General features: G+C 38.3%; 23 protein-coding genes and 1 tRNA gene. 5 read left to right on the forward strand and 19 right to left on the reverse strand.

Annotation, left to right across the window (positions count from 1 at the left end; translation table 11 throughout):
• Window positions 1-22: 22 nt before the first annotated feature.
• From msrB to OC529_RS06440, 8 genes are all read right to left on the reverse strand, one after another.
• Window positions 23-1,135: a peptide-methionine (R)-S-oxide reductase MsrB gene (gene msrB, locus OC529_RS06405; protein WP_262081748.1), complete on the reverse strand. Its 1,113-nt coding sequence runs from the start codon at window positions 1,133-1,135 to the stop codon at window positions 23-25.
• Window positions 1,136-1,145: 10 nt separating this feature from the next.
• On the reverse strand, window positions 1,146-1,712 hold the full coding sequence (locus OC529_RS06410) for a TlpA family protein disulfide reductase (protein ID WP_262081749.1): 567 nt from the start codon (window positions 1,710-1,712) through the stop codon (window positions 1,146-1,148).
• Window positions 1,713-1,732: 20 nt separating this feature from the next.
• Window positions 1,733-2,443: a thiol-disulfide oxidoreductase-associated membrane protein CcdA2 gene (gene ccdA2 / locus OC529_RS06415; protein ID WP_262081750.1), complete on the reverse strand. Its 711-nt coding sequence runs from the start codon at window positions 2,441-2,443 to the stop codon at window positions 1,733-1,735.
• Window positions 2,444-2,653: 210 nt separating this feature from the next.
• Complete coding sequence (locus OC529_RS06420; protein WP_262081751.1) at window positions 2,654-3,514, reverse strand: YihY/virulence factor BrkB family protein; 861 nt, start codon at window positions 3,512-3,514, stop codon at window positions 2,654-2,656.
• Window positions 3,515-3,738: 224 nt separating this feature from the next.
• On the reverse strand, window positions 3,739-5,793 hold the full coding sequence (locus OC529_RS06425; protein ID WP_173233643.1) for a cation:proton antiporter: 2,055 nt from the start codon (window positions 5,791-5,793) through the stop codon (window positions 3,739-3,741).
• Window positions 5,794-5,804: 11 nt separating this feature from the next.
• Window positions 5,805-6,059 (reverse strand): hypothetical protein, encoded by a 255-nt coding sequence (locus OC529_RS06430; protein ID WP_000361085.1) that lies wholly within the window; start codon window positions 6,057-6,059, stop codon window positions 5,805-5,807.
• The gene (locus OC529_RS06435) at window positions 6,052-6,609 is read right to left on the reverse strand and encodes a tRNA (mnm(5)s(2)U34)-methyltransferase (RefSeq protein ID WP_262081752.1); all 558 of its coding nucleotides are present in this window, start codon (window positions 6,607-6,609) and stop codon (window positions 6,052-6,054) included. Before OC529_RS06435 ends, OC529_RS06430 begins: the two co-directional genes overlap by 8 nt.
• Window positions 6,593-7,549, reverse strand: a complete 957-nt coding sequence (locus tag OC529_RS06440) for a TIGR01212 family radical SAM protein (protein ID WP_262081763.1) — start codon at window positions 7,547-7,549, stop codon at window positions 6,593-6,595. The genes OC529_RS06435 and OC529_RS06440 overlap by 17 nt, the downstream gene beginning before the upstream one ends.
• Window positions 7,550-7,640: 91 nt before the next feature.
• Here OC529_RS06440 and OC529_RS06445 point away from each other — a divergent pair, with 91 nt between their 5' ends.
• Complete coding sequence (locus tag OC529_RS06445; protein WP_033676723.1) at window positions 7,641-8,000, forward strand: DUF3397 family protein; 360 nt, start codon at window positions 7,641-7,643, stop codon at window positions 7,998-8,000.
• 81 nt (window positions 8,001-8,081) lie between these two features.
• Here OC529_RS06445 and OC529_RS06450 read toward each other — a convergent pair whose 3' ends face one another.
• Window positions 8,082-8,342: a hypothetical protein gene (locus OC529_RS06450; RefSeq protein WP_262081753.1), complete on the reverse strand. Its 261-nt coding sequence runs from the start codon at window positions 8,340-8,342 to the stop codon at window positions 8,082-8,084.
• A 525-nt stretch (window positions 8,343-8,867) separates the two neighbouring features.
• The gene (locus tag OC529_RS06455) at window positions 8,868-15,533 is read right to left on the reverse strand and encodes a S8 family serine peptidase (protein WP_262081754.1); all 6,666 of its coding nucleotides are present in this window, start codon (window positions 15,531-15,533) and stop codon (window positions 8,868-8,870) included.
• A gap of 481 nt (window positions 15,534-16,014) precedes the next feature.
• Here OC529_RS06455 and OC529_RS06460 point away from each other — a divergent pair, with 481 nt between their 5' ends.
• Entirely contained in the window at window positions 16,015-16,155 is a 141-nt protein-coding gene (locus OC529_RS06460; protein WP_240149437.1) for a hypothetical protein, read from the forward strand.
• Between the two features lie 189 nt (window positions 16,156-16,344).
• On the opposite strand, the gene OC529_RS06465 is transcribed toward OC529_RS06460, so the two are convergent.
• From OC529_RS06465 to OC529_RS06480, 4 genes are all read right to left on the reverse strand, one after another.
• Window positions 16,345-16,417: transfer RNA gene (locus OC529_RS06465), tRNA-Thr, on the reverse strand.
• A gap of 100 nt (window positions 16,418-16,517) precedes the next feature.
• Window positions 16,518-17,303, reverse strand: a complete 786-nt coding sequence (locus OC529_RS06470) for an ABC transporter permease (RefSeq protein ID WP_173213854.1) — start codon at window positions 17,301-17,303, stop codon at window positions 16,518-16,520.
• Between the two features lies 1 nt (window position 17,304).
• Window positions 17,305-18,123 carry an ABC transporter permease gene (locus tag OC529_RS06475; protein ID WP_049542823.1) on the reverse strand — a complete coding sequence of 273 codons (819 nt, stop codon included), beginning with the start codon at window positions 18,121-18,123 and terminating at the stop codon, window positions 17,305-17,307.
• A 1-nt stretch (window position 18,124) separates the two neighbouring features.
• Complete coding sequence (locus OC529_RS06480) at window positions 18,125-19,117, reverse strand: ATP-binding cassette domain-containing protein (protein ID WP_001240792.1); 993 nt, start codon at window positions 19,115-19,117, stop codon at window positions 18,125-18,127.
• A 326-nt stretch (window positions 19,118-19,443) separates the two neighbouring features.
• Between OC529_RS06480 and OC529_RS06485 the strand changes: the two genes are divergently transcribed.
• The 3 genes from OC529_RS06485 to OC529_RS06495 all read left to right on the forward strand — a co-directional run bounded on the left by OC529_RS06485 (window position 19,444) and on the right by OC529_RS06495 (window position 21,464).
• Entirely contained in the window at window positions 19,444-19,731 is a 288-nt protein-coding gene (locus tag OC529_RS06485) for a type II toxin-antitoxin system RelB/DinJ family antitoxin (RefSeq protein ID WP_262081755.1), read from the forward strand.
• Window positions 19,721-20,095, forward strand: a complete 375-nt coding sequence (locus tag OC529_RS06490; RefSeq protein ID WP_262081756.1) for a type II toxin-antitoxin system RelE/ParE family toxin — start codon at window positions 19,721-19,723, stop codon at window positions 20,093-20,095. The genes OC529_RS06485 and OC529_RS06490 overlap by 11 nt, the downstream gene beginning before the upstream one ends.
• 97 nt (window positions 20,096-20,192) lie before the next feature.
• Window positions 20,193-21,464 carry an ISL3 family transposase gene (locus OC529_RS06495; RefSeq protein WP_262081757.1) on the forward strand — a complete coding sequence of 424 codons (1,272 nt, stop codon included), beginning with the start codon at window positions 20,193-20,195 and terminating at the stop codon, window positions 21,462-21,464.
• 34 nt (window positions 21,465-21,498) lie between these two features.
• On the opposite strand, the gene tnpC is transcribed toward OC529_RS06495, so the two are convergent.
• The 5 genes from tnpC to OC529_RS06520 form a co-directional block, all read right to left on the reverse strand.
• Window positions 21,499-22,824, reverse strand: a complete 1,326-nt coding sequence (gene tnpC, locus OC529_RS06500) for an IS66 family transposase (RefSeq protein WP_262081758.1) — start codon at window positions 22,822-22,824, stop codon at window positions 21,499-21,501.
• On the reverse strand, window positions 22,799-23,005 hold the full coding sequence (locus OC529_RS06505) for a transposase (RefSeq protein ID WP_050208322.1): 207 nt from the start codon (window positions 23,003-23,005) through the stop codon (window positions 22,799-22,801). The genes tnpC and OC529_RS06505 overlap by 26 nt, the downstream gene beginning before the upstream one ends.
• A 53-nt stretch (window positions 23,006-23,058) precedes the next feature.
• Window positions 23,059-23,409 carry an IS66 family insertion sequence element accessory protein TnpB gene (gene tnpB / locus OC529_RS06510; protein ID WP_023941878.1) on the reverse strand — a complete coding sequence of 117 codons (351 nt, stop codon included), beginning with the start codon at window positions 23,407-23,409 and terminating at the stop codon, window positions 23,059-23,061.
• Window positions 23,390-23,575 carry a hypothetical protein gene (locus OC529_RS06515; protein WP_001136123.1) on the reverse strand — a complete coding sequence of 62 codons (186 nt, stop codon included), beginning with the start codon at window positions 23,573-23,575 and terminating at the stop codon, window positions 23,390-23,392. Before OC529_RS06515 ends, tnpB begins: the two co-directional genes overlap by 20 nt.
• A gap of 376 nt (window positions 23,576-23,951) precedes the next feature.
• A partial coding sequence (locus OC529_RS06520; protein WP_262081759.1) for a DUF1542 domain-containing protein occupies window positions 23,952-25,026 on the reverse strand: 1,075 nt, incomplete at its 5' end.

Below are 25,026 nucleotides of genomic sequence, written 5' to 3' on the forward strand. Positions count from 1 at the left end.
CTAACTGCTTAGGAAAGACTTCTTAATCGACATAATCTAGTAAATAAGCATAGCCTTTTTCTTCCATTTGGTCTTTGGGAATAAAGCGGATAGAGAGGCTATTGATACAGTAGCGCAAGCCACCTTTGTCCTGTGGACCGTCCGTAAAGACATGCCCAAGGTGAGAATCTCCTACTCGACTCCGCACCTCCATACGCGTCATATTGTAGGACTTATCTTCCTTGTAGGTGGCAACATCTGGACTGATTGGTTGGGTAAAACTAGGCCAGCCACAACCAGACTCAAACTTGTCCTTTGATGAAAAGAGGGGTTCACCAGTTGCTACATCCACATAGATACCAGATTCAAATTTATCCCAGTAGCGGTTTGAGAAAGCTCGTTCTGTTTGATTTTTCTGGGTAACTGCATACTCCTCAGGTGACAGGGTCTTTTTCAATTCATCATCACTTGGTTTTGGGTATTTGCTGGCATCGATGACGGGGTAGGCTGCCTGATTAACATTGATATGGCAGTAGCCATTTGGATTTTTCTTGAGGTAGTCTTGGTGATAATCCTCAGCCACTACGAAATTCTGCAAACTCTCCTTTTCAACTGCTAGAGGTTGGTCGTATTTCTTAGCAACTTCATCAAAGACCTGGTTGATTACCTCCAAATCCTTGTCATCTGTGTAATATACACCGGTACGGTACTGGGTTCCCACATCATTTCCTTGTTTATTTTTGCTGGTTGGATTGATAATGCGGAAATAGTGAAGCAGGATTTCCTTGAGAGAAATTTGATTAGCATCATAGGTAACATGGACAGTCTCCGCGTGACCTGTTTGGTTAATCAATTCGTACTTGGTTGTTTCCCCTCTACCATTTGCATAACCTGAAACGGCATCTGTCACTCCGGGAACGCGGGAGAAGTATTCCTCCACTCCCCAGAAACAACCTCCAGCTAGATAAATTTCGTGCAAGTCTGCGTCTTTACTAATTTCTGTTTTTTTCACTGTTTTTCCTCCTTGGCTGACTGCCGCTTTCTCAATTTGCGTGGCATCTGTCTGCCCTGCATTTCGCATCAATAGAAAATAGAAACCGGTTATGGCTAGGAAAAATACTCCTAGCAACAAGATGATTTTTAGCTTATCATTCATAGGACACCTCCTAGGCTAATTCCTTCAAAGTTTGCAAAATCGCATCTTTTTCCATAAAACCTGGTTGGGTTTTGACCAATTTTCCTTCACCATCTATAAAGGCTTGAGTTGGGTAAGAGCGAACGCCATAAGTTTCCAAAAGTTTGCCTGATGGGTCAACTAGGACTGGGAAATTTTTATAATCCAATCCCTTATACCAATTCTTAAAGTCCGCTTCAGACTGCTCTCCCTTGTGTCCTGGTGACACTACTGTTAATACCACATAATCGTCACCAGCTTCTTTAGCAATTTCATCCGTGTCTGGAAGACTAGCCAGACAGATGGAACACCAAGAAGCCCAGAATTTGAGATAGACTTTCTTGCCCTTGTAATCAGATAAACGGTAGGTCTTGCCATCTACTCCAGTTAGCTCAAAATCAGCCACCTCTTTCCCTTTAGCTGCGCTTGTTTTACTAGCTGTCTGCTCCATCTTCATCTCATCTTTCATTTGGTGTTCACTGGTCATGGACTTGCCTGAACAAGCCGTTAAACAAAGGAGCGAACCTGCTCTAAGAACACATGTTTGCCATTTTTTCATACTGATATTCCTTTCCATTTTTATTCAAATAATTGACTTAAAATTGAAGCATTTCCAAATAGAACCAAGAGTCCCATCACAATAATGAGAAAACCACCCACTTTTTTGAGAATCCCGAGATAGGGATGAAGTTTTCGGAAATGTTTCAAAACATAACTAGAGGCCAGAGCTAGAACCAAAAATGGTAGCGCCAAACCCAGCGTGTACACCAACATGAGACCCGCTCCCTGCCAAGCACCTGAGCCACCTGAAGCCGCCAAGGCTAAAACAGACCCCAGAACCGGACCCACACAAGGCGTCCAAGCAAAACTAAAAGTCAACCCCAGTAAAAATGCCTGACTATAGCCGTTACCATGTTGCCCCTGTCCTTGCAGTTGTAACCTCTTTTCCTTATAAAGCCCCTTAAAGTGTAGAATCTCCATCTGGTGCAAGCCTAAGAGAATGATAACCGCACCCGTCACATATTGGAACCAAGAAGCATAAAGCAAATCGCCTAAAAAACCAGCTCCATAACCTAGTAAGATAAAAATAAAGGAAATCCCCGCTATAAAGGCCAGAGTTCGCAATAAACTAGTAACTGAGATTGAAAATTTGCCACTAGAAGTCTGAGCACCATCCTTATCATCCAACAAGACCCCTGCATAGACCGGTAACAAGGGTAAGATACAAGGAGAAAAGAAGGAAAGAATTCCAGCAAGAAAAACACTTAGAAAAAAGAAAATATGACCCATAAAGTTCCTCCTATCATTTTATTGATAGATTTATTATACTCTTTCCATTTTCGAAAAAACAGGGACAATGATAGGGAAAAATAGGAATTTAATCAGATGATTTAGAAATCTTGGACAAAAACTATACAAAAAACTGTCAAGGTACAAAAGTGCATAGTATCAAGGTTCTATAAAGCCTTGATACTATGCGCTTTTGTAATGGATAAATAGTTAGTCTTTTTTAAAGGCCGGATCTTTCAAACTCTGAACACTGGCATTGATCACCGCGCCTAGGATAACAATTTTAGCAATCAAGATAAACCAAAACATCATAACAACAAGAAGAACAGAACCTAAAATTCGGACATCCACCAAATGATGGACATAGTAATTGAGATAACTAGAAAACAGAGTTAGTAAACCTAAAATCACTAAGAGAACAAAGGCACTGCCTGGTAGGGTATAGCTAATTTTCCTGTTAGATAGATTGGGAAGAAAATAATAAAGCATGACCAAGATAGCAAAGAGGAGGGCGTAAGTCAGAGGACCTGCCAAACCTTGTAAAGCCTGATAAATAATGCCATCTTTTGTCCAATAATGAGCAAGTAAATCCAAAATCATCTGCCCAAATAAGCTCAAAAACAAGGAAAAAGCAAAGAGGAGCTGTAAACCAAAACTGACTAGGAGACTTACCATCTGATGGGAAATAAGTCCACGACTCTTTTCGACGCCATAAGCCTTGTTAAAAGCTTTTTGCAAGAAATTCATAGATTTTGAAAAACTCCATAACGCCGATAAAACAGAAAAACTCAATAAACCTGTTGAAGGTTGCGTCAAGACTTCTCTGGCTATTTTTTCCACACCTTCATAGAGGCTTGGAGGCAGGACATCTTTCATAAAGCCCAGAAATTCTCCCACAGGAATCTGAAAATAAGGGAGGATATTGACCACCACCAAAAGCAGAGGAAAAATCGAAATCAACCAATAGTAGGCTACCGCGACACTTGTCAACTCACTATCTGATGCTTGATAATAATGCAAAAAAGCTTTTAATAGAGGCTTGTCTATCAGCTCGTTCCACCACTTCTTCATATCACACTCCTTCACTTATAATCTTATACTCAATGAAAATCAAATAGCAAACTAGGAAGCTAGCCGCAGGTTGCTCAAAGCCCTACTTTGAGGTTGTAGATGAAACTGACGAAGTCAGCTCAAAACACTGTTTTGAGGTTGTGGATAGAACTGACGAAGTCAGTAACCATACCTACGGTAAGGCGACGCTGACGTAGTTTGAAGAGATTTTCGAAGAGTATTAACTAATTTCTTCTTACCAATTCCACCATATCATAAGGCAGGGTATTGGCAGCTTCCTTCAGAGAATAGTTCTCTAAGTTATTGACATTTTGTCGTAATTTCTTGGCATACTTGGTCGTAATCAATCGTTTCTCTTCATATTCAAAAATCAACTTGCGCTCCAAATAATAGCCCCTCAGCATCTCATCAATATTATTAGGTTTGATACGTGTAATAACCCGTTCGACAAAGGCACCACTGCTGATAATAGCTGTTTCACGAAGACGAGACTCCTGCATAAAACTAATCAAAGAGCGTCTATATACTCCCTTCAGGTTTTCCAAACTTTCAATAATCATCTCTGTATTGGCAAGATAGAGCTCTGCAATTTGGTCATAATCAAGAGCACGGAGACGGCTTTTCTCCTTGTCCTTCCAGCTACGGAAGGTCTTTCCGAGAGTAAAAACTTCATGAAGGAGAAAACGTAAAATCCGCAAAGAAACAAGGAAATAATAGGTCAATCGTGATGCAAATTTACGATTGATGCCTCGTTCTATATTTTTCAGATAACGTTGGTAAACTCGGTAAGCACGATTGCTAATGTTTCCCTCTTCATAGGCCTGTTCCAATCCATCACTTTCAATACTAAGAATCAAGAGTTTCAAAGCAGCCCAGTCTTCTTGAGCTCCCTTATTTTCTTGACTCAGGATGAGATTTTCAATACGTCCATGGTAATTGTCAATGGCTGCATAGAGAGGAAGCTTATTTCTGGTATCTTCCAACTCTTTTTCCAACTCTAGCGTTACTTCATTCAAAATGGCGATATGCATGAGATAATCCTTGCTTTCCTCCTGTTCATCAGAAAGATGAGGCAAGACCACGAGGCCTGTTAAAAAGCTGACAAGCGTCACACCTGCAACAAGGAAAAGCAAGAGAGGATACTCCTGCTCTAAATTACTTGGTATCAGAAGAATCGTAGCAATCGACACCGTTCCCTTGACACCTGAGAAGGTCAAGAGAAGCATGTCCTTCATATACTTATTTAGCTTTTTCTTGAGACGTCTAGTCCTATAGGCATAATAGCCATAGATCATGACAAAACGAATAGCAAAGAGGACAAAGGTCAGGGCGACAAGAGATCCCAATAAAAGTAAGGGATTATAGATTGGATTGGTTAAGATAGGCTCTGCTATCATTTCCAGCTCCATCCCTAAAATCATAAAGACAGAACCGTTGAGCATAAAGTTGACTGTGTGCCAGACCGTCTCGGTCACCGTATCCACTTGGGCTTCGAGGAGCGTAATTTTCTTAAAACGGCTTGCCTTTAAAATCCCAGCAACTACGACGGCAATAATCCCTGAAACATGGACTTCTTCTGCCAGGAAGAAGGTCACCAGAGGCAAACTCAATTCTAATAAAAGCTCACTAGCAATATCCGTTGCGCGCACACTTAGCAAGAAGCTATGGAGGAAACGGTTGGTCATGGCTGTTAAAAATCCAATTAAAAAACCACCTAGGATTGAAAAGATGAGCGAACTACTAGCTTGCCCAAGAGAAAAAGCTCCAGTTGTCCAAGCTGTCAAAGCTACCTGAAAAGCCACCAAACCAGAAGCATCATTCAAGAGTCCTTCACCTTTAAGAATATTGGACACGCGCTTAGGAAAGCTAAAGCGCTCAGAAAGAGAGGCAAAGGCAACCAAGTCCGTAGGGCCAAGGGCCGCCCCAACAGCCAAACAAGCTGCCAAAGGAAGGCTGAACCAAAGAAGGTGGGCCAAGCCACCCAAACTCAGAGTCGAGATAAAAATCACTGGAAATATGAGATAGATAATAATTCGCCAGTGTTTTAAAATAGCTGTAATATCCGCTTCTTCGGACTCTCGGAAAAGCAAGGGCCCGATAACCAGTGCCAAAAACAACTCCGTATTGAGGTGAAAGTCGGTATTGGGTAAAAAGAGACCAATCACAATTCCCAAAAGAATTTGCACCAAAGGGAGAGGCAAAAAGGGCAGGAGCTTATTGGTTGTACTTGAAACAATCAAGACCAGTAAAAACAGGATGAGGTAAATCAGTAATTCCACGCACGTCCTCCTTAATCTTTTTTACAACAGGATTCAAAAATCTCCTTCTGCTCTTTGATTTTTTGGTCAATCTTGGAACAATCCTTGTGCTCAATTTTTCTCTGGCACCGTTCCATTTCAAGAGCAACTAATTTTTTCTTGATTTTAAGCATTTTTTTGCTCATATGCGCTTGGTCTAGCACTCCCACTGCTCGTTCGTGGTGGGTTGATTCAACAAAATTCTGGCGCATGGCATCCAGCTTTTCACGTAGGTATTGTTTATCCATGTCTATATCTCTCTAATTTTTCAATCATTACTAAAAATGGTGGGTTGTTGACTTGGTTTAAAGTTCGGTAAATGGCAGCTGTGTACTCTTGTTGGTTCAACTGGCTAACAAAATCCAAGACAGCATCCCTCTCTAGGTCGCCTCCTTCATGACCGTAGTAGATCATGATAGCAATTCGTCCACCTTTGACAAGCAAATGACACAGCTTTTCTAAGGCTTCAATAGTCGTCTGAGGTTTGGTAATGACTGACTTATCAGCTGATGGCAAATAGCCTAGATTAAAAATCCCTGCCTTGGCTTCTGTCACAAACTGGTCCAGTATCTCATGGCCTTGCAAGATTAACTGGGCATTTGTCATTCCAGCCTGGTCCAAACGCTCTTGCGTCTTTTCCAAGGCTTGTTCCTGAATATCAAAAGCATAGACTTTCTTGGCTAGCTTGGCTAGAAAAAGCGTGTCGTGACCATTTCCCATGGTCGCGTCCACTACGATATCGTCCTGAGTCACTACCTCAGCCAAAAAATCATGTGCCATTTCAAGTGGTCTTTTCATTTTCAAACTCCTGTTTTACAGCCTTGCATCCTTGAACGCTTCCACGACGTCGCATTTCAGTTTCAATAGCATTTAGCACTTCCCATTTATTGAGGCTCCACATAGGCCCAATCAGCATATCTCTAGGTGCATCTCCTGTGATTCGATGGATGACGATATGCTTGGGAATGATTTCCAGTTGGTCACAGATGACCTTGACATATTCGTCCTGACTCATCAACTGCAAGCGTCCTTCGTGGTAATCTCGTTGCATACGTGTATTGGTCATCAGGTGAAGCAAATGCAGTTTAATCCCTTGAATATCGTTATCCGTGACACAGCGACGAACATTTTCAATCATCATTTCATGTGTTTCGCCAGGAAGTCCATTGATCAAATGGGAAACAATCTCAATCTTGGGATACTTTCTCAAACGCTTGACCGTTTCTACGTACAATTCATAGGAATGAGCACGGTTAATCAGGTCAGAGGTTGTTTCATAAGTGGTCTGTAAGCCCAATTCAACCGTCACATGCATGCGCTCCGATAACTCAGCCAAATATTCGATGGTTTCGTCTGGTAAACAGTCTGGGCGCGTTCCGATATTGATTCCTACTACACCTGGCTCATTGATAGCCTGCTCATAGCGCTCTCGGATGACTTCCACCTTTTCATGGGTATTGGTAAAATTTTGAAAATAAACCAGATACTTCTGCACATCCGCCCACTTACGGTGCATAAAGTCAATTTCCTTATAAAATTGCTCACGGATAGGCGCGTCCGGTGCTACAATAGCATCTCCAGAACCTGAAACCGTACAAAAAGTACAGCCTCCATGAGCCACAGTCCCATCACGATTGGGACAGTCAAACCCCGCATCAATAGGGACTTTAAAGGTCTTTTCTCCAAATAGTTTTCGATAATAATCATTCAAGGTATTATAAGATTTCATAACCTTCATTATAACAAAAAACATCTACAATCTCAAAAGCCTGACTTTCCTATAAATTCCTCTGTTTCTCGTTTCCATTAGCGATTTTTTATGATACAATATGGGTATGATTTTAATGAAATTAGCGTCTATTTTATTATTGATACTGACCTTGGTCGTCTGCATTATCATAACCAAACTTTTTAGATTAAAAAAACTAGGACGAAACTTTGCGGATTTGGCTTTTCCAGTTTTAATATTTGAGTATTACTTGATTACAGCTAAAACCTTTACCCATAATTTCCTCCCTAGACTGGGCCTAGCCCTCTCACTCCTAGCCATTATTCTCGTTTTTTTCTTCCTTCTGAAAAAACGTAGCTTTTACTATCCTAAATTCATCAAATTCTTCTGGCGTGCAGGATTCTTATTAACCCTTGTCATGTATATCGAGATGATTGTTGAATTGATGGCCCAGAAATAAAAAACTAAATCGAAAACACCTCAATCAAACAGAAATACAGTGATTGAAGTGTTTTTTCTTTATCTATTTTTTCATCAATTCCTATTTTCTTTCTTTATCAGGAAATAGATAACCAATACCTACACAAGCCAGCACACCCGCTCCAATCACCAAGCCATTTGAAATTGGCAACAGGTCCAAAATTGCATTTGCGATGATAAAGGCAATAATGAAGCACATCAGACTAGCCTTGTAATCCTTTTTCAAAAGATTTTCTAGGGAAAAATAGAGGAACAGGCCTACCGGAATCAGTGACCAGAGGTTGACATCTAAACTTGGCCAGCCAACAAAACCAAAATACAATACTGTCGCTGCTGCTAGTAAAAATACAATCCCTAATAATTTTTCATTTCTTTATCTCCGATTTCTTTTTTATGAACTTGAGTTCTCTGATAGTGAGGCCTCACGTCTCTTACAAAAATCATTATAGCAGAGGTCAGTTTCAAGAACAAGGTCTTTTGCCTATCTGGTCTCTATACCGGTCTAAGTGGTTCAATAATAGCGATAAAATAAGGAATCAGATGAAAAACTTCCTTCCAAATAAAAAGGAATTAAGCAACCAAACGCTACTTAATTCCTTGAAATTGTCTCATCACCTCTATTAGCCTTTAAATTTTGATAGACTCTATTTTCTAATCAATATTGACAACACTAACTCTTTCAATCAATTCATTAATTATCGAAACTAAGTCCATTAATAACTCCAAATAGTATCAATAGTAAAGTAAACTAAATAATTGAGTTATAAATGGCTATTTTCACAAAGCTGTTTCACCACACTATCTCAGTACATAAACCATTTTTTCATCTATAGCTTTTGTCTTCATCTTAATCTTTTTTCTTTAATCCAAGAAATGTGCCTACGGTAAACAGTATTCCAGCAACGAATAATGTAAAGACTCCGCTAACTGTTCCGGTTTTTGGTGACTTATTAAGATTGTTAGTAGTTAATTTGCTATCGATATTGGTGTCTTTATTGGCTATGTTCTCTGGTTCATTAGGATAAACTTCAGTCTTATTTTCAAAGTTTTTATCATTTCTACCAGGAACTGTAGCTTTGACATCCTTAGTTAAATCAGATCTTTGACTTTCATCTAATTGACTATAATTTACTTGTACAGGAACTGTAGCTGTGACACCCTCAGTTGAATCAGATTTGTGTGAATGATTTTCTCTTTGGAAATCCTCTTTTCTGTGACTTTCATCTAATTGATTATGATTTACTTGTACAGGAACTGTAGCTGTGACACCTTCAGTTGAATCAGATTTATGGGAATGATTTTCCCTTTGTAAATCCTCTTTTCTGTGACTTTCATCTAATTGACTATGATTTGCTTGCACCTTATCTTTCTTTTTGGATACATCAAAAGTAGGTTTATTTTCCTCCTCCTTTTTCTCCTCTATTTTCTTGAATACAGGTTTTATAAGGGTATCTTTTGATACATTAATAACATAGCCAGCATCTTTTTTCCCTTCGAAACCAGCAATTTCCCAACCATCAAATTGATAGCCTTTTTCTAATTTACCCTTATAGACAGGTAAAATGAAATCTTCTTCCGACACTATCTTAGAACTCATTTCTTTTCCATTTTGCATGGTCACAGTTACCGTATGAGGTTTTAGTTCTCTTACCTCTCCCGTATCTTTGTTTAAAATGAATTCTTTTACAGTTGTATTTCTTGCAAAATCTTTTACAAGAATCTTAATGTTTAGTGTCTTATCTGTTAGTTGTTTAATATCATCAAATGATGTGTATTCTTTTCCATTTACATAAATATGTTTGTCTTGAATCTCACCATTGAATCCATTATCTCTTTTATCATTGATATTAAAGACTACAGATTTTCCGTTAGCATATTCGATACTTGTATTTCCCTTGGGATCAATGTTTACTTCTGGTTTAACATTATCATATAAAAATTGATAGTGTACTCCAACCGCTTTCGCATTCAAATTGCTATAGCCAGTTTGAAGATAAACATTTCCATCCATATCTGTTACCTTATCTGGAAATCCGTTTGCTTTATAATCTTTCATCCCCCAGTCCATGATGTCACCGTCTTTAACATTAAGCTTAACGTTAAAATCTCTAGTGTTATCAATGTGTAAATCTCCGTAGATTAAATAATTATCTACAACCGATTCATTAACTCTCAATTCCCAGTTAAAACCACCCTTATCAGAAATCTTACCTCTTAAATAAAATTCTGGATTTCGTACATAAATTTTATTAGATTTAGATGGATTAAAGTAGTTCTTATCCATTGAAAGGTTTACTGGTTTGGTATCAATAAATAACATGGAGCCATCTTCTTTTATAGCTTCTACATTAGAATATTCCTCCCCATGATACTCTTTATTATCTTTACCAAATAATACAAGTTTAGAGGAATCTGTCACAAGATTTCCATCTTTATCGATTGCCTCCCCTTTATCATTCATGTTAAAGGTAAACACTTGATATCTTACAATGTTAAAGCCATCCAAAGCCGACATTAATACTGATTGAGTGCTTCTTCCATCTTTAACATTTCTACTATCAGCATAAATTATTTTTTCTGAAAGGACTCTTAGATTAGGATTGGCCTTTTGTATTTTTGCTATATCTTCATTGCTATAGACTCCATTTCCTTCTAACATATCCGTTTTTCCAGGATTATAGGTAGTCACTTTTAGTGCATAGCCTTTTCTCAGAATGATATTATCCTTTAATAGATATTGTTGTTTTTCTGAATCAGAATAGATTTTACCAGATTCCATTTCAGTTAAATTGTTTGGTTTGTTTTTTGAAAGATCACCTTCTCCTAATTCTATTACATTCCCATAACTTGATGCATAGGGATATTCTGTTTTAGTTTCCCTATTTTTTTCAGGCATTCTAATTTTAGTTTTAGCTTTTGTTTTACCCTTATCTTTTACAAGGATATTCATATCACCCGTAAAGGATAGACCATCGACTACATCATTTGTATTTGCAAATAAGTCAAAGGTTAGAGTTTTAGTTTGTGGGTCGTATTTACTTGCCTTAATTTCTATTAATTTGAAGCCATTGCCATAGTAAGCCTTAGCATTTTTGGATACATTACTTACTTTTCCAAGAATTTCAAAATGTCCATCCTTTGATGGGCTTAATACTCCACCAAGTTTTGATTTAACATCATCAAGTTTCTCAGTTTCATATTCTAGAGCACTCTTATCTTCATAGGCAGTTATATTTCCTTCATCGTCATATTGATAATCAAGCTCTACTGTTCTTTTTCCACCAGTTACAAAGTCATATTCTTCCTTATATTTCTTTTTAATTAGTTTCTTTAGGTCTTTATTTTCAAAGTTTCTTACAGTAGAGATTTCTTTGTCTAACTCTAGAGTTGAAGGTCCCTCTATAGGTTTTTCTTCAACAGTCTCTTTCTTTTCTTCTACGTTATTTGAGGCTTCTGGACTTTGGGCATTTTTAAGTTTATCTTCAGAAATTTCCCCTAGTTTTTTGTAAGAAGAAGCATCTTTGTCAGGATCTACTAGGTAATAAGAAATCATTCCATTTTTGTCAGCATGATCAGCAAATTTAATTCTATGAATCTTTGTGAAATTACTAGAGCCATCTAATGCAATGACTTCAATGATTTTTCCTCTTAAATCTCCTGCACCATTAATTTCATAAATAGTATTTCCGTGTTTGTCAAGTTTTCTATTTCTTCCTTCACCCTCTCCGGCGTAAGTTACATCAAGATTTTTCTCAACATCTCCATACTTATCGACAAGAGCTGCACCTGCATACCATACTTCGTTGGCTACTTCTTCAAATTTCTCAGGATGTTCTTTTTGGTCTCTAGCAAACAAGGTTTCGTGTTTGTACTCATCCTTTACCTTGTGGTAGGTATCTTTTGCAATCAATTTAATTTTATCTGGATTAGAAAAATCAATTGAAATAATTCTTGGAGCTGTATTATCAATTTTTACTGGTATATAAGAAACCTGCCATGGATAATCCTTGGTTAATCTATATTTGAATTTATAGAAATATTGACCTTCCGCAATCGGTTCAAATTGACCTCTTATCCTAGTAGCAGGATCTTGATTATCCTTACTTTCTGGTGCATTTTCTTCTCTACCTCTAGGATTATAGATGAGCCCATCCCACTTCAAGTCACCCCAAACTTTTAGTTTAGATGATTTGATTCCCTTTGCATCATTGCTTTTAGAATTTAAAATTCCTCTAATAAAGTGTTCTCTCGAAATGACTTTTAAGTCTCTTTGATTTTCTCCCTCTTTATTTATATTTACTATTGAAATCAATCCTTCTTCTGCACTTCTTAATACAAGTGGAGAAGGTGTTAATCCTCTTTCTAGTGAAACACTTTGTGGTTCTCCCTTTGAGTCAAGTGGATATACCCTAGCAACATTAGATCCACTAGTGGATTCTGCATGAATACCTTGGTTGTTAAAGGCAAATAAGTCTGGGTCTTGGTCTAGTGATGTAATATTTTTATCTTTTCTGTTTTGAATAATAGCTGCTGGATTAAATTTATCTATACCATGTTCTCCACCAATACCCTTGTTCAAGGTTCCAGGAATTTTCGGTTTACCATCATCATCATAACCTTCCATTGTTTTTGATTTTGATCCTTCTTCCCAAGCCCATTTATCAAGGATTGGTTCGTGGTTCCAATTCCCAGCAAATCCCATTAGAGGCATCGACAAAGAAGGTTGGAAGTTTATTTTCTTCCCGTTAGAGTTTAGAGCTTCCATTTCTTCCACTGACTCAAAATGAATAAATGATTCTACAAATTTATTTTTGTCTTTAGCCTCTCCAACATTTATAACCGCATTCAAATCAAAGCTAGAATTTGCGCCTATAGTGAAAGTATCATGCTCAAATGTGATATTTGCTCCTTTGATTTTTTCTGGATGGATTTCTGGAACAATTTGCTTCCCATCTGGAGATTTTTCATCTTTATATGTTTCATCCAGTTTTAATCTGTCAGTTAGAGAATCTGTAGTTATCGCTGATGCTGAAACTTTAAAGGTTAAAGGTCTGTCTGATGTATTGTGAAGCTTAACTGTAAAATATTTTTCTTCTCCTTTTATTTCTTTAAGAGAAATAGAACCATAAGAGTTTACCAAACCTTTAGAATCCTTGTTTTTGAAAGTCGCTACAACTTCATTTCTCAAAGCATTGGCAACATTAATTAGCCCCGCTCCCTGTTGTCTAGGTGATGCAAAGTATTGGCTTTTTTCTTTCCAAGACGTTGCGTCCATCATAGGTCGCGCAGTATTTTGTAAAGCAATTTTTGTAAGACTTGTAAGGTCTATTTTGTCATCTCCCTCAAGATTTTTCAATACAGGTCTTTCAAGCATTTCCTTTAACTTCGGTCTAATCAAAACAGTAGAAGCTGCTACGATTGGAGTTGCCATACTAGTTCCTGACATATAGCCATAAGTTGATTTCCCATTAATGACATTGAGAGTAGATTTAATGTTTTTACCAGGTGCTGAAACATCGGGTTTTAAAAGTAAATCTACTCTTGGCCCCCAAGATGTGGATCCTGCTGGAACGATGATATCTTCTTTATAGAGTTCTTTGTCTGTGTCAGGTGCAAACTTAAAGTCAATCTCTTTTTCGTCACCTACATTCGGTTTGTTGGAATTAAAACTTTCCATATCAATTGGATAGTATTGCTCCAACTTATCTTTAAAATCTTCTTTATTATTTCTTTTGACTTCAGTTTTTTTATCAGGATTAATCATGTTCCATAGCTTTACACCATCATCTCCTGAAATTGAAAACACTTGACTTTTAGTAGCTTCATCCGCTTCATATCCCATAGCTGGAAGCTCTGTCCAATTATCTCTATTGTAGTAATTGACAGTATTTACAACCATAATGGCGCGTGCACCCTTATTCGTTGCTCTTTTAAAAGCATCTTTTAAATCCTTTGTATAAATTCTATCCATTACTGCAATTTTGCCCTTAAGATTCAAACCTATCAACTCTTGGTCTTGGCCCTTGCCTATATATACAAATTTCAATTTATCAGGAGCTTTTGAACCATCTTCATTTGTTGTGATTTTATTCTTATCGAAAAAGGCTCCTATATTTCTGTATTTAAAACTTTTTCCTCCAATCTTAACTTTATCAAATTCAACTGTTTGATTTTTAGCAGATGCAACCGCTATCGCATCTTCATGTGCTGCTGTTCGCGTTACATTTCCAGTGTCGGTCATTTTCAGATGATTATTTGCCACTAAATCCCAAGAAGAACTTGAAGCAGAAGTCGCATAGTTACCCGTAGCGACAACCATTGGAATGCCTGCTTTTCTTAATGCTCTAATAGCTTGCCAATATTTCTCACCTACAAGACCTGTTCCTGTAAAACCAGATGATACAGAAACAACATCAACGTTGTGTTTGATGGAATCTTCAATAGCATGAAACATTGTTTCATCCCCTGCGAACCCAGATCCTGCGTCAGAGTACATTTTATAAGAGAAGATCTGTGCATTAGGAGCAATTCCATCTATTCCATTAAAGTTCTTGATGTCTTTTTCAGTATCATTTCCCGCAAGAATCCCTGCAATATGCATTCCATGTGGATCAAAATAATCACTTCCATCATCAGCTTTTTCTACAGTTATTTTACCACCATTATAATAATTGAAAGCATGAGGAATCTTATCACTCAACCAGAAATTTTTATCAGTACCTTTTAAGTCTTCTTTTTTAAATCTCATTGAGTCTTTGGCATCATCATCAATCCTCATGGCCTTATGCCTATAATCTGTCCCGGTATCGATATTTGAAATGACCATACCTCTACCATCAAAGTTTTTCCCAAATTGAGCATTAATGGCCTTTAGGTAATCGATAGCCTCCTCAACTCCAATTTCCTTTCGGGCATGATTCATCATGGGTTGGAGTTTTTGTGACCGTTCAACCGATGAAATACCTTCTATTAGTTTAATTTTATCCAGATTATCTGGAGTTGTTTCTATTGAAACACCATTAAAAATCGTATTATAGGTATATAAAACGTTTGTATCCTTAAGATTGGATAATTCCTTGATTGCTTTTTCTCCAGATTCTTTATCTTTAAATTCAGCAATATAGACAAGTTTATCCTCTTTTTTGGGACTTTCTGGGTCTTTACTTGCAGACGAGTCCGCTTTATCTTCTTTGGATTGATTGGAATCTTCTTTGATTTTTTCTTCTTCATTGCTAGTTTTGTTATCTATCACAGATTCTTTACTAACAACTTCTTTTTCCTCAATAATTGTTGTTTTCTTTTCTTCAGTATCCTTTGAAGTTTCTATAGCATTATGAATATCTTCATGTTTCTCTTTATTTTCTGTTTCCTTATCTACTACTACTTCTTCTTTATCAGATATATTTAAAGCATCTTCAGAGCTAGATGTGTCTGCTAAAACTACCTCATTAGGGACATATGCTGCTAAAATAACTGCAGCTGTGGTTAATGACAATACTGTACTTTTTTTCATTTTAATTCCTTACATATTTATTTAACTTCCAATAGATAGAAAACTTTAACTTTGCTAGCCTTTGTTATAAAAAGTTTTACTAAGTATTATCTAGGAAATAGAGTAGTACATTTATATATAATTGTTAGCTCTCCATAAAAATAGTATATCATTTAAAAAATTTAAGTCAAGAAAAATTAACATGCATTAATTTATTTTTTAACTCACATTAAAAATATAGAGTCCAAAACTTTCGTAGTTAGCTGGGGTACATTATCAGAACATTCACACCATCAAAAATAGTAGCAATCAAATTGAACCACTACCAAAATCACAAAGTCAAACATCATTGATGAAATATCAGCGCTATTAAACAATATAAATAACCGCTAAGAATAAGGCTTAACGGTTATTTATACATATCTATTTTTTCAAATCTTCAGTCATATGTTCACCTGTGACCTAGGCTTTACGAGTGCCTTGCTCTAGCAACTAATACTCAATGAAAATCAAAAAGCAAACTAGGAAACTAGCCGTAGGCTGCTCAAAACACTGTTTTGAGGTTGTAGATAAGACTGACGAAGTCAGCTCAAAGCACTGCTTTGAGGTTGTGGATAGAACTGACGAAGTCAGTCACATATAAACGGCAAGGTGAAACTGACTTTGTTTGAAGAGATTTTCGAAGAGTATGAATACTCACGTCCCTTACAAAAATTATTATAGCAGAGGTCAGTTTCAAGAACAAGTTCTTTTGCCTATCTGGTCTCTATATCGCTCTAAGTGGCTAAATAGTTAAGAAAAAAGAAACCCAGTAGAATGAGTTTCTTCATTTTGCCGATTGCAGGGATCGAACCTGTGACCTAGGCTTTACGAGTGCCTTGCTCTACCAACTGAGCTAAATCGGCGATTACACTTACAGTATAGCACTCTGAGAATAGATGTCAAGTAATTTTCATCTCTATTAGAAAAAGTCTGTCCTGAGACAAGGCTTTGAGTTTCTTCATCTTAGGACCCTGCACTTTCATAAGAATCCAAGCCCCTGTCCCATAATTTCAAGGAAATGACAAAGAAGACTAGGGAAATCAAAATCAAACCTCCGATGTTAAAGATTACATCCTTGTCCTGCAAGAAATAGCTAGCAGGATAGTAGGCTGTAAAGGCAAATGGCACGATAAAGCTAATCAACCAACGAAGAAATGAATTATAAATGGAAATCGGATACTTGGCAAAGTCATTAAACATATAAAAAATGTAGATCATGGCGCCTGACTGCTTGGTCCAAAAAGCGATACTAGCTGTCGCGATTTTAAGAGAAGTATAAATCAAGGTCGCAAAAGGAATACAAACTAGGAAAAGCAGGAATTTTGGAAGAGTCCAAGCAATGCTGGTCACTGTTGTTCCCAGTAGGATACCACCGACCAAGAGCTCGCCCAGGGCATCAATCTGAAAGGTCTCAACCAAGATGTGAAAGAGAGGATTGATAGGACGTGTAAGATACTTGTCAAACTCCCCTTTTCGCACCAAACGCTGTCCCAGAGCCCAGAGATTATCAAAAAAGAGATGGTCCAGCCCCTTGGGAATCAAGGAAAATCCATAGATAAAAGCAATCTCTTGAAAAGTCCAACCTTCTAGGGATGGGATGTGTTGAAAGATGACATTGAGAAACAAGAGGTTCAAGCCTTGGGTCAGAAAAACTCCCAGGACACCAACTACAAAATCCACCTTGTATTCCATGATTTGCTTGATATATTGTCTGATAAAAATCAGATGCATACGCTGATATTTTTTCATACTAACCTCCTTGAATGGTGATAAAGGACTGGACTCGTTTCCAAATCAACTGAGACAAGCCCACCATCACTAAGAGCCAGAAAAACTGCAAAAGGAGTGCCTGAAGCATCTGACTGGCATCGTATTTCCCAACAATAATCATGACTGGTGTGTAGATTAAGGATGAAAAAGGCAGGAAGGACAGAATATCTGAAACAACCTTTGGAAAGAAAGCCAAGGGAATCAAACTTCCAGACATAAAGGCCACTATAGAAGTCTTAAGTAGGTTGGAACCCCAAAGATTTTTAAACACAAAGGCAGAAAATCCAAAGCAGATATTAAAGAAAAAGTTAATCAGATAGGCTAGCGTTAGACTAAAGAGATAAAGGACAGTTAAACCCAACACTTCAACAACGCCTTGCCCAGATAAGATTTTCATCAAGACAATGACACTTAAAAATGGAAGGCCAACGCTAATAAAAATCAACCACTTGGAACCAAGCTCAGTGAAAAGATAAGAGGCCGCAAAATGCACTGGTCGCAACAAACGCATGATAATGGAACCATCCTTGACCTCCTCCCCAATCATAAAGGAGCTATCAGACCTGGTCAACAGATTGGTCACAAAACTCATAATGATGTAGAGGGTGATATCTGCCATACTAAAGCCCTGAATCAAAGACTCCTGAGAGGAATCAAAGACAGCCTTCCAAAGATAAAAGGCCACAAAAGCACCCATGACATCGCCGATCCGATAGAGAATAAAGTTGACTCGGTAGGTAATCAATTCCTGAACACCTGCATTGATAAAGGGTTTATAACGTCTCCACAATTTGACCATCTTAGAGCTCCTTTCGATAGAAGCGACGGATAATATCCTCAATATCCGTATCCACCATCTTCAAATCGCGGATTTCAAAATCAGACAGGGTTTGCTTGATAATATCAGCTGACTGGTAGCGAGAACTATCGAATTCAATGTTGAGACTATTTCCTTGTCTATCAATTGTCATATCCGAAAAGCCTTCATAGTGAGAAACGAGATGACTTTGACCTGGTAGCAGTTCAAAGGAGAGTGTCTTCATCTTACCAAAGGTCTCCTTGAGTTGGCTCACCGTTCCATCAAAAATTTCCTGCCCTTTGTCTATCATAAAAATCCGATCACAAAGTTGCTCAATATCACTCAGATCGTGAGTTGTCAAGAGAATGGTAGTCTCTTCCTCTTGATTGATCTGGGTAATGGCGCGACGAATGTTATCCTTGACCGAAACATCCAAACCAATAGTCGGCTCATCTAAAAAGAGAACCTTGGGGTTGTGAAGCAAGGAAGCTGCAATGTCCGCCCGCATGCGCTGTCCCAATGAAAGAGTTCGCACAGGATCCTTGATAAAGTCCTTCAAATCCAAGACTTCATTCAAAAAGTCCATACGCTTATGAAAGAGCGAGTCTGGTACATCATAAATCTCTTTTAAGACCGTGTAGGTCTCTTGCAGTGCCAAATCCCACCATAGCTGGGTGCGTTGTCCAAAGACTACACCAATATCCTTGACATAATCTTGGCGATTATCCTGGGGAATCTTGCCGTTAATCCGACAAAAACCAGATGTCGGTTTCAAAATTCCTGTCAGCATTTTAATGGTTGTCGACTTCCCAGCACCATTGGCCCCGATAAAGCCTAAAATCTGCCCCTTGGGAACCTCAAAGGTCAAATCCTTAACCGCTTCAAAGGTCTGCTTTTCAGGATGAATAAAGGAGCGCAAAGCCCCCTTCAAGCCCGGTTCCTTAACAGTCTTCACAAAATTTTTCTGAAGATGTTCCACTTCTATCATTGCCATATCTATCTCCCTATCGCAAGGAATAGCAACATTGTATTTTCCAATACAAGTATTCTAAATCCTTACTTTCTACACCTTCTACATTTTATTATTACAGAAAGCTTTATACCAACCTATTATAGTCCAATAAAAACTAGAATGCAAGCGTTTGCCTAAAATTTGTGAAATTGAAAATTTTTCGCTTAAAATAATACTTTTAATCAAAAATTCTGTTTGATAGTTTAAATTACCAACCTACCACCCTCCACTACTAAAACAGCCCTTGACTTTCTCGATCTTTTTTTGTAATGTATATGTAATACAATATCATTACAAGGAGAAATGCCATGTCAAGACTTACACGAGACCGAGTTTATAACTTTCGCGTCAATACTCAACTATTTGAAGAAGCAAAAACCATCCTAGAAAGCCAAAACATCAGCCTTTCAGATGCCCTCAACCTCTTTGTAGAACAAATCGTCCTTGAAAAAGGTCTCCCAATTAAAACAGCCGACCAACTCAAAGCAGAAATCTTCCTAGGCGAACTCAAAGCAGAACTAGATAAAGGCTACCAAGACATCATCGAAGGGCGTCTCTACGACGCAGACGAGGTCTTTTCAAAGTATGGACTATAAAGTAGGCTTCACAGAACAAGCCAGACAAGACTTGGACGATATTTTCATCTACTACTCCACAGACTTCAGTGAAAACATAGCCAAGAAAGTCATCACTCGCCTCCAACAAACCAGCAACCTACTCACCTTCTCACCAGAGGGCGGTATTAACTTTGACCATAAAATCGGATACTCCCTCTATCCAGAAAAAACTCTCAGAATGATTGTCTCTAAACAATACCTACTCTTTTACCTCATTCATGAAAAAGAAGTCCATATCCTGAGAATTATCAACTCACGCACCGACTACCTAAACCAACTCGACCACCTCTTTCGTAACCGTCCCATAACGAAGTATAGGCTCTATAATATTTGTAGTGGGTAAATCCCTATAGATATTATGGAGCCTATTTTAGGGTAGAAAAAAAGTCCCATATGACCTGTAATGAAAAGCGACAAAACAACTCATTAGAAAGAATCATATGGAACAATTACATTTTATCACAAAACTACTCGATATTAAAGACCCTAATATCCAGATTATAGACATCATAAATAAGGATACCCACAAAGAAATCATCGCCAAACTGGACTACGATGCTCCATCTTGTCCTTATTGCGGAAGTCAAATGAAAAAATATGACTTTCAAAAACCATCTAAGCTCCCTTACCTCGAAACAACTGGTATGCCTACTAGAATTCTCCTTAGAAAACGCCGTTTTAACTGCTATCAGTGCTCAAAAATGATGGTTGCTGAGACTCCTCTAGTAAAGAAAAATCATCAAATCCCTCGTATCATCAACCAAAAAATTGCTCAGAAGCTGATTGAAAAAACTTCTATGACCGATATTGCTCATCAGCTTGGCATTTCAACTTCAACTGTTATTCGCAAGCTCAATGACTTTCACTTTAAGCATGATTTTTCTCGGCTTCCAAAGACTATGTCTTGGGATGAGTACTCCTTTACCAAGGGAAAGATGAGTTTCATTGCGCAAGATTTTGACAATCTCAATATCATCACTGTTCTTGAGGGAAGAACACAAGCTGTCATCCGAAATCACTTTCTTCGATACGATAGAGCTGTCCGATGTCGAGTGAAAATTATTACTATGGATATGTTTAGTCCCTATTATGACTTGGCTAAACAGCTTTTTCCGTGTGCTAAAATCGTTCTAGATCGCTTTCACATTGTACAACATCTTAGCCATGCCATGAGTCGTGTGCGTGTTCAAATCATGAAGCAGTTTGAGCGAAAATCCCATGAATACAAGGCTATCAAGCGCTACTGGAAACTCATCCAACAAGATAGTCGTAAACTCAGTGATAAGCGACTTTATCGCCCTACTTTTCGTATGCACTTAACCAATAAAGAGATTCTAGATAAGCTTTTGAGCTATTCAGAAGACTTGAAACACCACTACAATCTCTATCAGCTCTTGCTTTTTCACTTTCAGAATAAGGAACCAGAGAAATTTTTCGGACTTATTGAGGACAATCTTAAGCTGGTTCATCCTCTTTTTCAGACTGTTTTTAAAACCTTTATCAAGGACAAAGAGAAAATTGTCAACGCTCTTCAACTACCCTATTCTAACGCAAAATTGGAAGCCACTAATAATCTCATCAAGCTTATCAAGCGCAATGCCTTTGGTTTTCGGAACTTTGAAAACTTCAAAAAACGGATTTTTATCGCTCTGAACATCAAAAAAGAAAGTAACCGCCCAATAACGAGGTATATTGAAAAATCTCCAGACTAGAGAACTCATTGACAGTTCCCAATCTGGAGATTTCTTATTTGCACTTTTCTTGTACAACTTTAGTCCATGGTAAATAAGCTTCTAAAACTTCTTTGTTTACGAGAGTTTCCTCGTTTGGAAGACATTCTAAAAGATAGGATAGATATTTCTCACTATTTAGTTGATGACGTTTAGCTGTTTCCAACAAACTCATAATAATAGCTGTTGCTTTAGCTCCTTCAAAACTTTGAGAAAATAACCAATTTTTACGTCCCATAACCAATGATTTAATGGCGCGTTCAGCTAGATTATTGGAAAGGACCAGATGCCCGTCTTTCAAAATGGTCTTAAAGGTTTCTTCATACTTGAGACTGTATTCAATTGCCCTTCCTAGTTTTGAACCAGGTAAAACTGACTGACGCCGACACCAAGCAAAGAAGTCTTCCATTAGGGGTTGGAGCTCTTCTTGACGTTTCTGTAGTCGTTCATCAGCTGGCAAAACCTCCCAGTCTCTCTCCAAGGCAAATAACTGGTCACAATAAGCTAAACCTTTAGCTCCTAAGGATGACTTATCTGCTTGCTTGGGGGTGGATTCAAAAAACTTCCTTCTCACATGCGCCCAACATCCAACAAGTTCAGCTTCTTCCAGTTGACGATAAGCAGACCACATGTCACAATGCACATATCCAGAATAATCTCCTAGGAATTCTTGTACTACTGAACCACTTCGACGCTGATCATGGTGGTACAGCGTGATTGCTTGCTTCTCATCTTTCCCAGACAAAAAAGTCCAATAGTAGGTCAGATGGCTATCACTCTCTAGCACCCTATAAGAAGTTTCATCCGCATGAAGTAAGGGCTGAGTCAATAGTCTCTCTCGCAAGAGATTATAGAGGGGCTCCAAATAGTATTGACTCGCCTTGATATGCCAATTAGAGATTTCCTTACGTGTGATTGGTAAACCCATCTTAGACCAATCTTCTTCTTGGCGATAATTGGGGACCTTCAGATTAAACTTCTGATGGATGGTGTGAGCGATAATAGAAGCTGAGCCAAGGCTATGCGCCAAAGGGGCTTTAGGAATAGGAGCTTTCACAATTTTATCACTCGGATTTTTCTCACTGCATGCTTGGCATTTGTAAGAGTGTTGGATATGATCTATGCGTTTTAATTGCGCAGGAATAAAGACTAATTCTTGGCCTTGAAGACTCGCTCCAATCTCTTTTAGCTCTCCCTGACAGTCAGGGCAAATGCAATCCTCTAAGCGATGATGGAGTTCTTCTGAATCGAATTGGGCAAGAAGAGCTTGACGTTTCCCTTTAGCTTTCTTACGTTTATAGGTGATTTCTTCTCTTTCAACTGGGAACATCTCCATCTTCATCAGATGAAACTTCCTCCTCAAAAAGGCTGACTTGTCCAGATGGACAAACACTTTTCTCAGAGGATTTTCCATAGAGCTTTTGCGTTAGATAAGCCACTTGTTCACGCAGAAGGGTAAGTTCATTGGTGAGACTATCAATTGTAGCACTCTGTTGTTGAATGATTTTTAATAAGTCTTTCATCATCTTCCCTCTCTGTTTTCTAACTTTATTATACTAAAAAGAAAGTCCTCATTTCAATAGAAATCACGACTTTCTGATGAATTTATTTTTGGAGTGATAGAAAAGCCCTTCATCAGCCAGTCTACTTGTTCAGGTGTGAGAGCTTTGACATCCTTTTCTGTACTTGGCCAAGTCAACTTACCGTTCTCAAAGCGTTTATATAGTAGCCAAAATCCTTGACCATCCCAGTAAAGAGCTTTAAAGCGGTCTTTACGTCCACCACAAAAGAGAAAGACTTGACCTGAGAAAGGATCCAATTCAAAGTGGGTTTTAATGAGATAAGCCAGTGAATCAATGCCTTGTCTCATATCCGTTTTCCCACATACGAGATAGACCTGCCCTAGACTAGATAGATGAATTGTCATAGAGCAACACCTTATCCAAAAGCTGCTCTATCATTTCGAGATTGAGAGATTGAAAAAAACTTACTTCAAGCTTGCCAATACGAATTTTAAGCAGAATATCATTTCTCTTTTTAGAATCAAAACGACGAGATTGTGGAATCTCTACAGGAACAATAGGTTGTGGCATTAAAATATCCTCCAATAGTTTTACTTTACTAATAGTATACAGGAGGTCTTCCATGAATGATAGATACTTTGTTATGACGCGCTTACCTTTGTTATGACGCGCTTACAAAATATCCTCCAATAGTTTTACTTTACTAATAGTATACAGGAGGTCTTCCATGAATGATAGATACTTTGTTATGACGCGCTTACAAAAGAAAGGACGAAATTTGTCCTTTCTCGAGCTTAGCTTTTCTTCAACCCACTACAGTTGACAAAGAGCCAAAATCTCCAGACTAGAGAACTCATTGACGGTTCCTAATCTGGAGATTTCTTATTTCCTCATCATAGCTACAAACCTACTCACTCAGTTCCTGAAAGTAGTGTTTTCTTCAAAACTAGACTTCTTCTTTGAGTTGACTGAGAACAGTCTTGATTTTAGAAATTAGTTCTGCTTCTTTTTGAGAATCTTTTTGATGGCTATCTACAAAGAGTCGTGCTTCATCAGCTAATTTCTTAGCCTTGTTTAGAACTTTTTTATCCTTGTCGCTAGCCTCTAGCTCAACTACAAGCTGATTCAATTCTTTTGAAAGCTTATCTAGTTGAGAGCCTTTTTTACGAGCTACTGCAAAGAGGAGAGCTCCTAGAAGAGAAAGAACTGCAGCTCCTAAGACACCATATAGAGGGACTTCTGTCGCATTTTTAGCTTCCTTGGCACTTTCTGCTTCTTTATTTGAGTTCAACGCAGACTGACTCTTATCAGCTGATGTACCAATTTGTAGAGAATTGAGAGCCTGTCTAACTTTAGCAAGGAGATCTGCCAATTCTTGAGCTGTTAAGTTTTCATTAGCAAGAGCTGCTTGCGCCTCTCCCAAGATACGATGTGCTTCCTCAAGTACTTCAGGAGATAGACCTGCTATATCTTGCAGGCGACGTTCCAGATCCTCTACTAGAGACTGAAGTTCTGACTTGTCCACAGCCGATGGAGTTGTAGCTGTTTGGGAATTTCCTACAAATCCTACACTTCTACGAGCGCGACGTGGAGGAGTTCTTCGATTTCTCGTAGCGGTTGGATTGATGTTGTTGATGGCATCGAGTCCAGCCTGCTTAGCTTGGTTAACTCCTGCCTGGTCTGTCGCCTCTCCTACTTTACGTTTCGCGTCTGCAAGAGCTTCGTCTACCTGGCGTTTCGCTTCCTTAATCTCTTCTGTGGTTAAGTTTGGAGTATTATCAATCGCTGTTTTCTTCTCATTAGCTTTGGTATCCAGTGAGCCAGTTGCATTGTTGTGCGTTGTTGGCGTTGGATTGATACCATCAAGTGCTGTGAGACCGTCTTGTTTCGCTTTGTTAACTCCTGCCTGGTCTGTCGCCTCTCCTACTTTACGTTTCGCGTCTGCAAGAGCTTCGTCTACCTGGCGTTTCGCTTCCTTAATCTCTTCTGTGGTTAAGTTTGGAGTATTATCAATCGCTGTT

It is taken from the genome of Streptococcus sp. Marseille-Q5855 (genome assembly GCF_946901985.1).
GTDB lineage: Bacteria > Bacillota > Bacilli > Lactobacillales > Streptococcaceae > Streptococcus.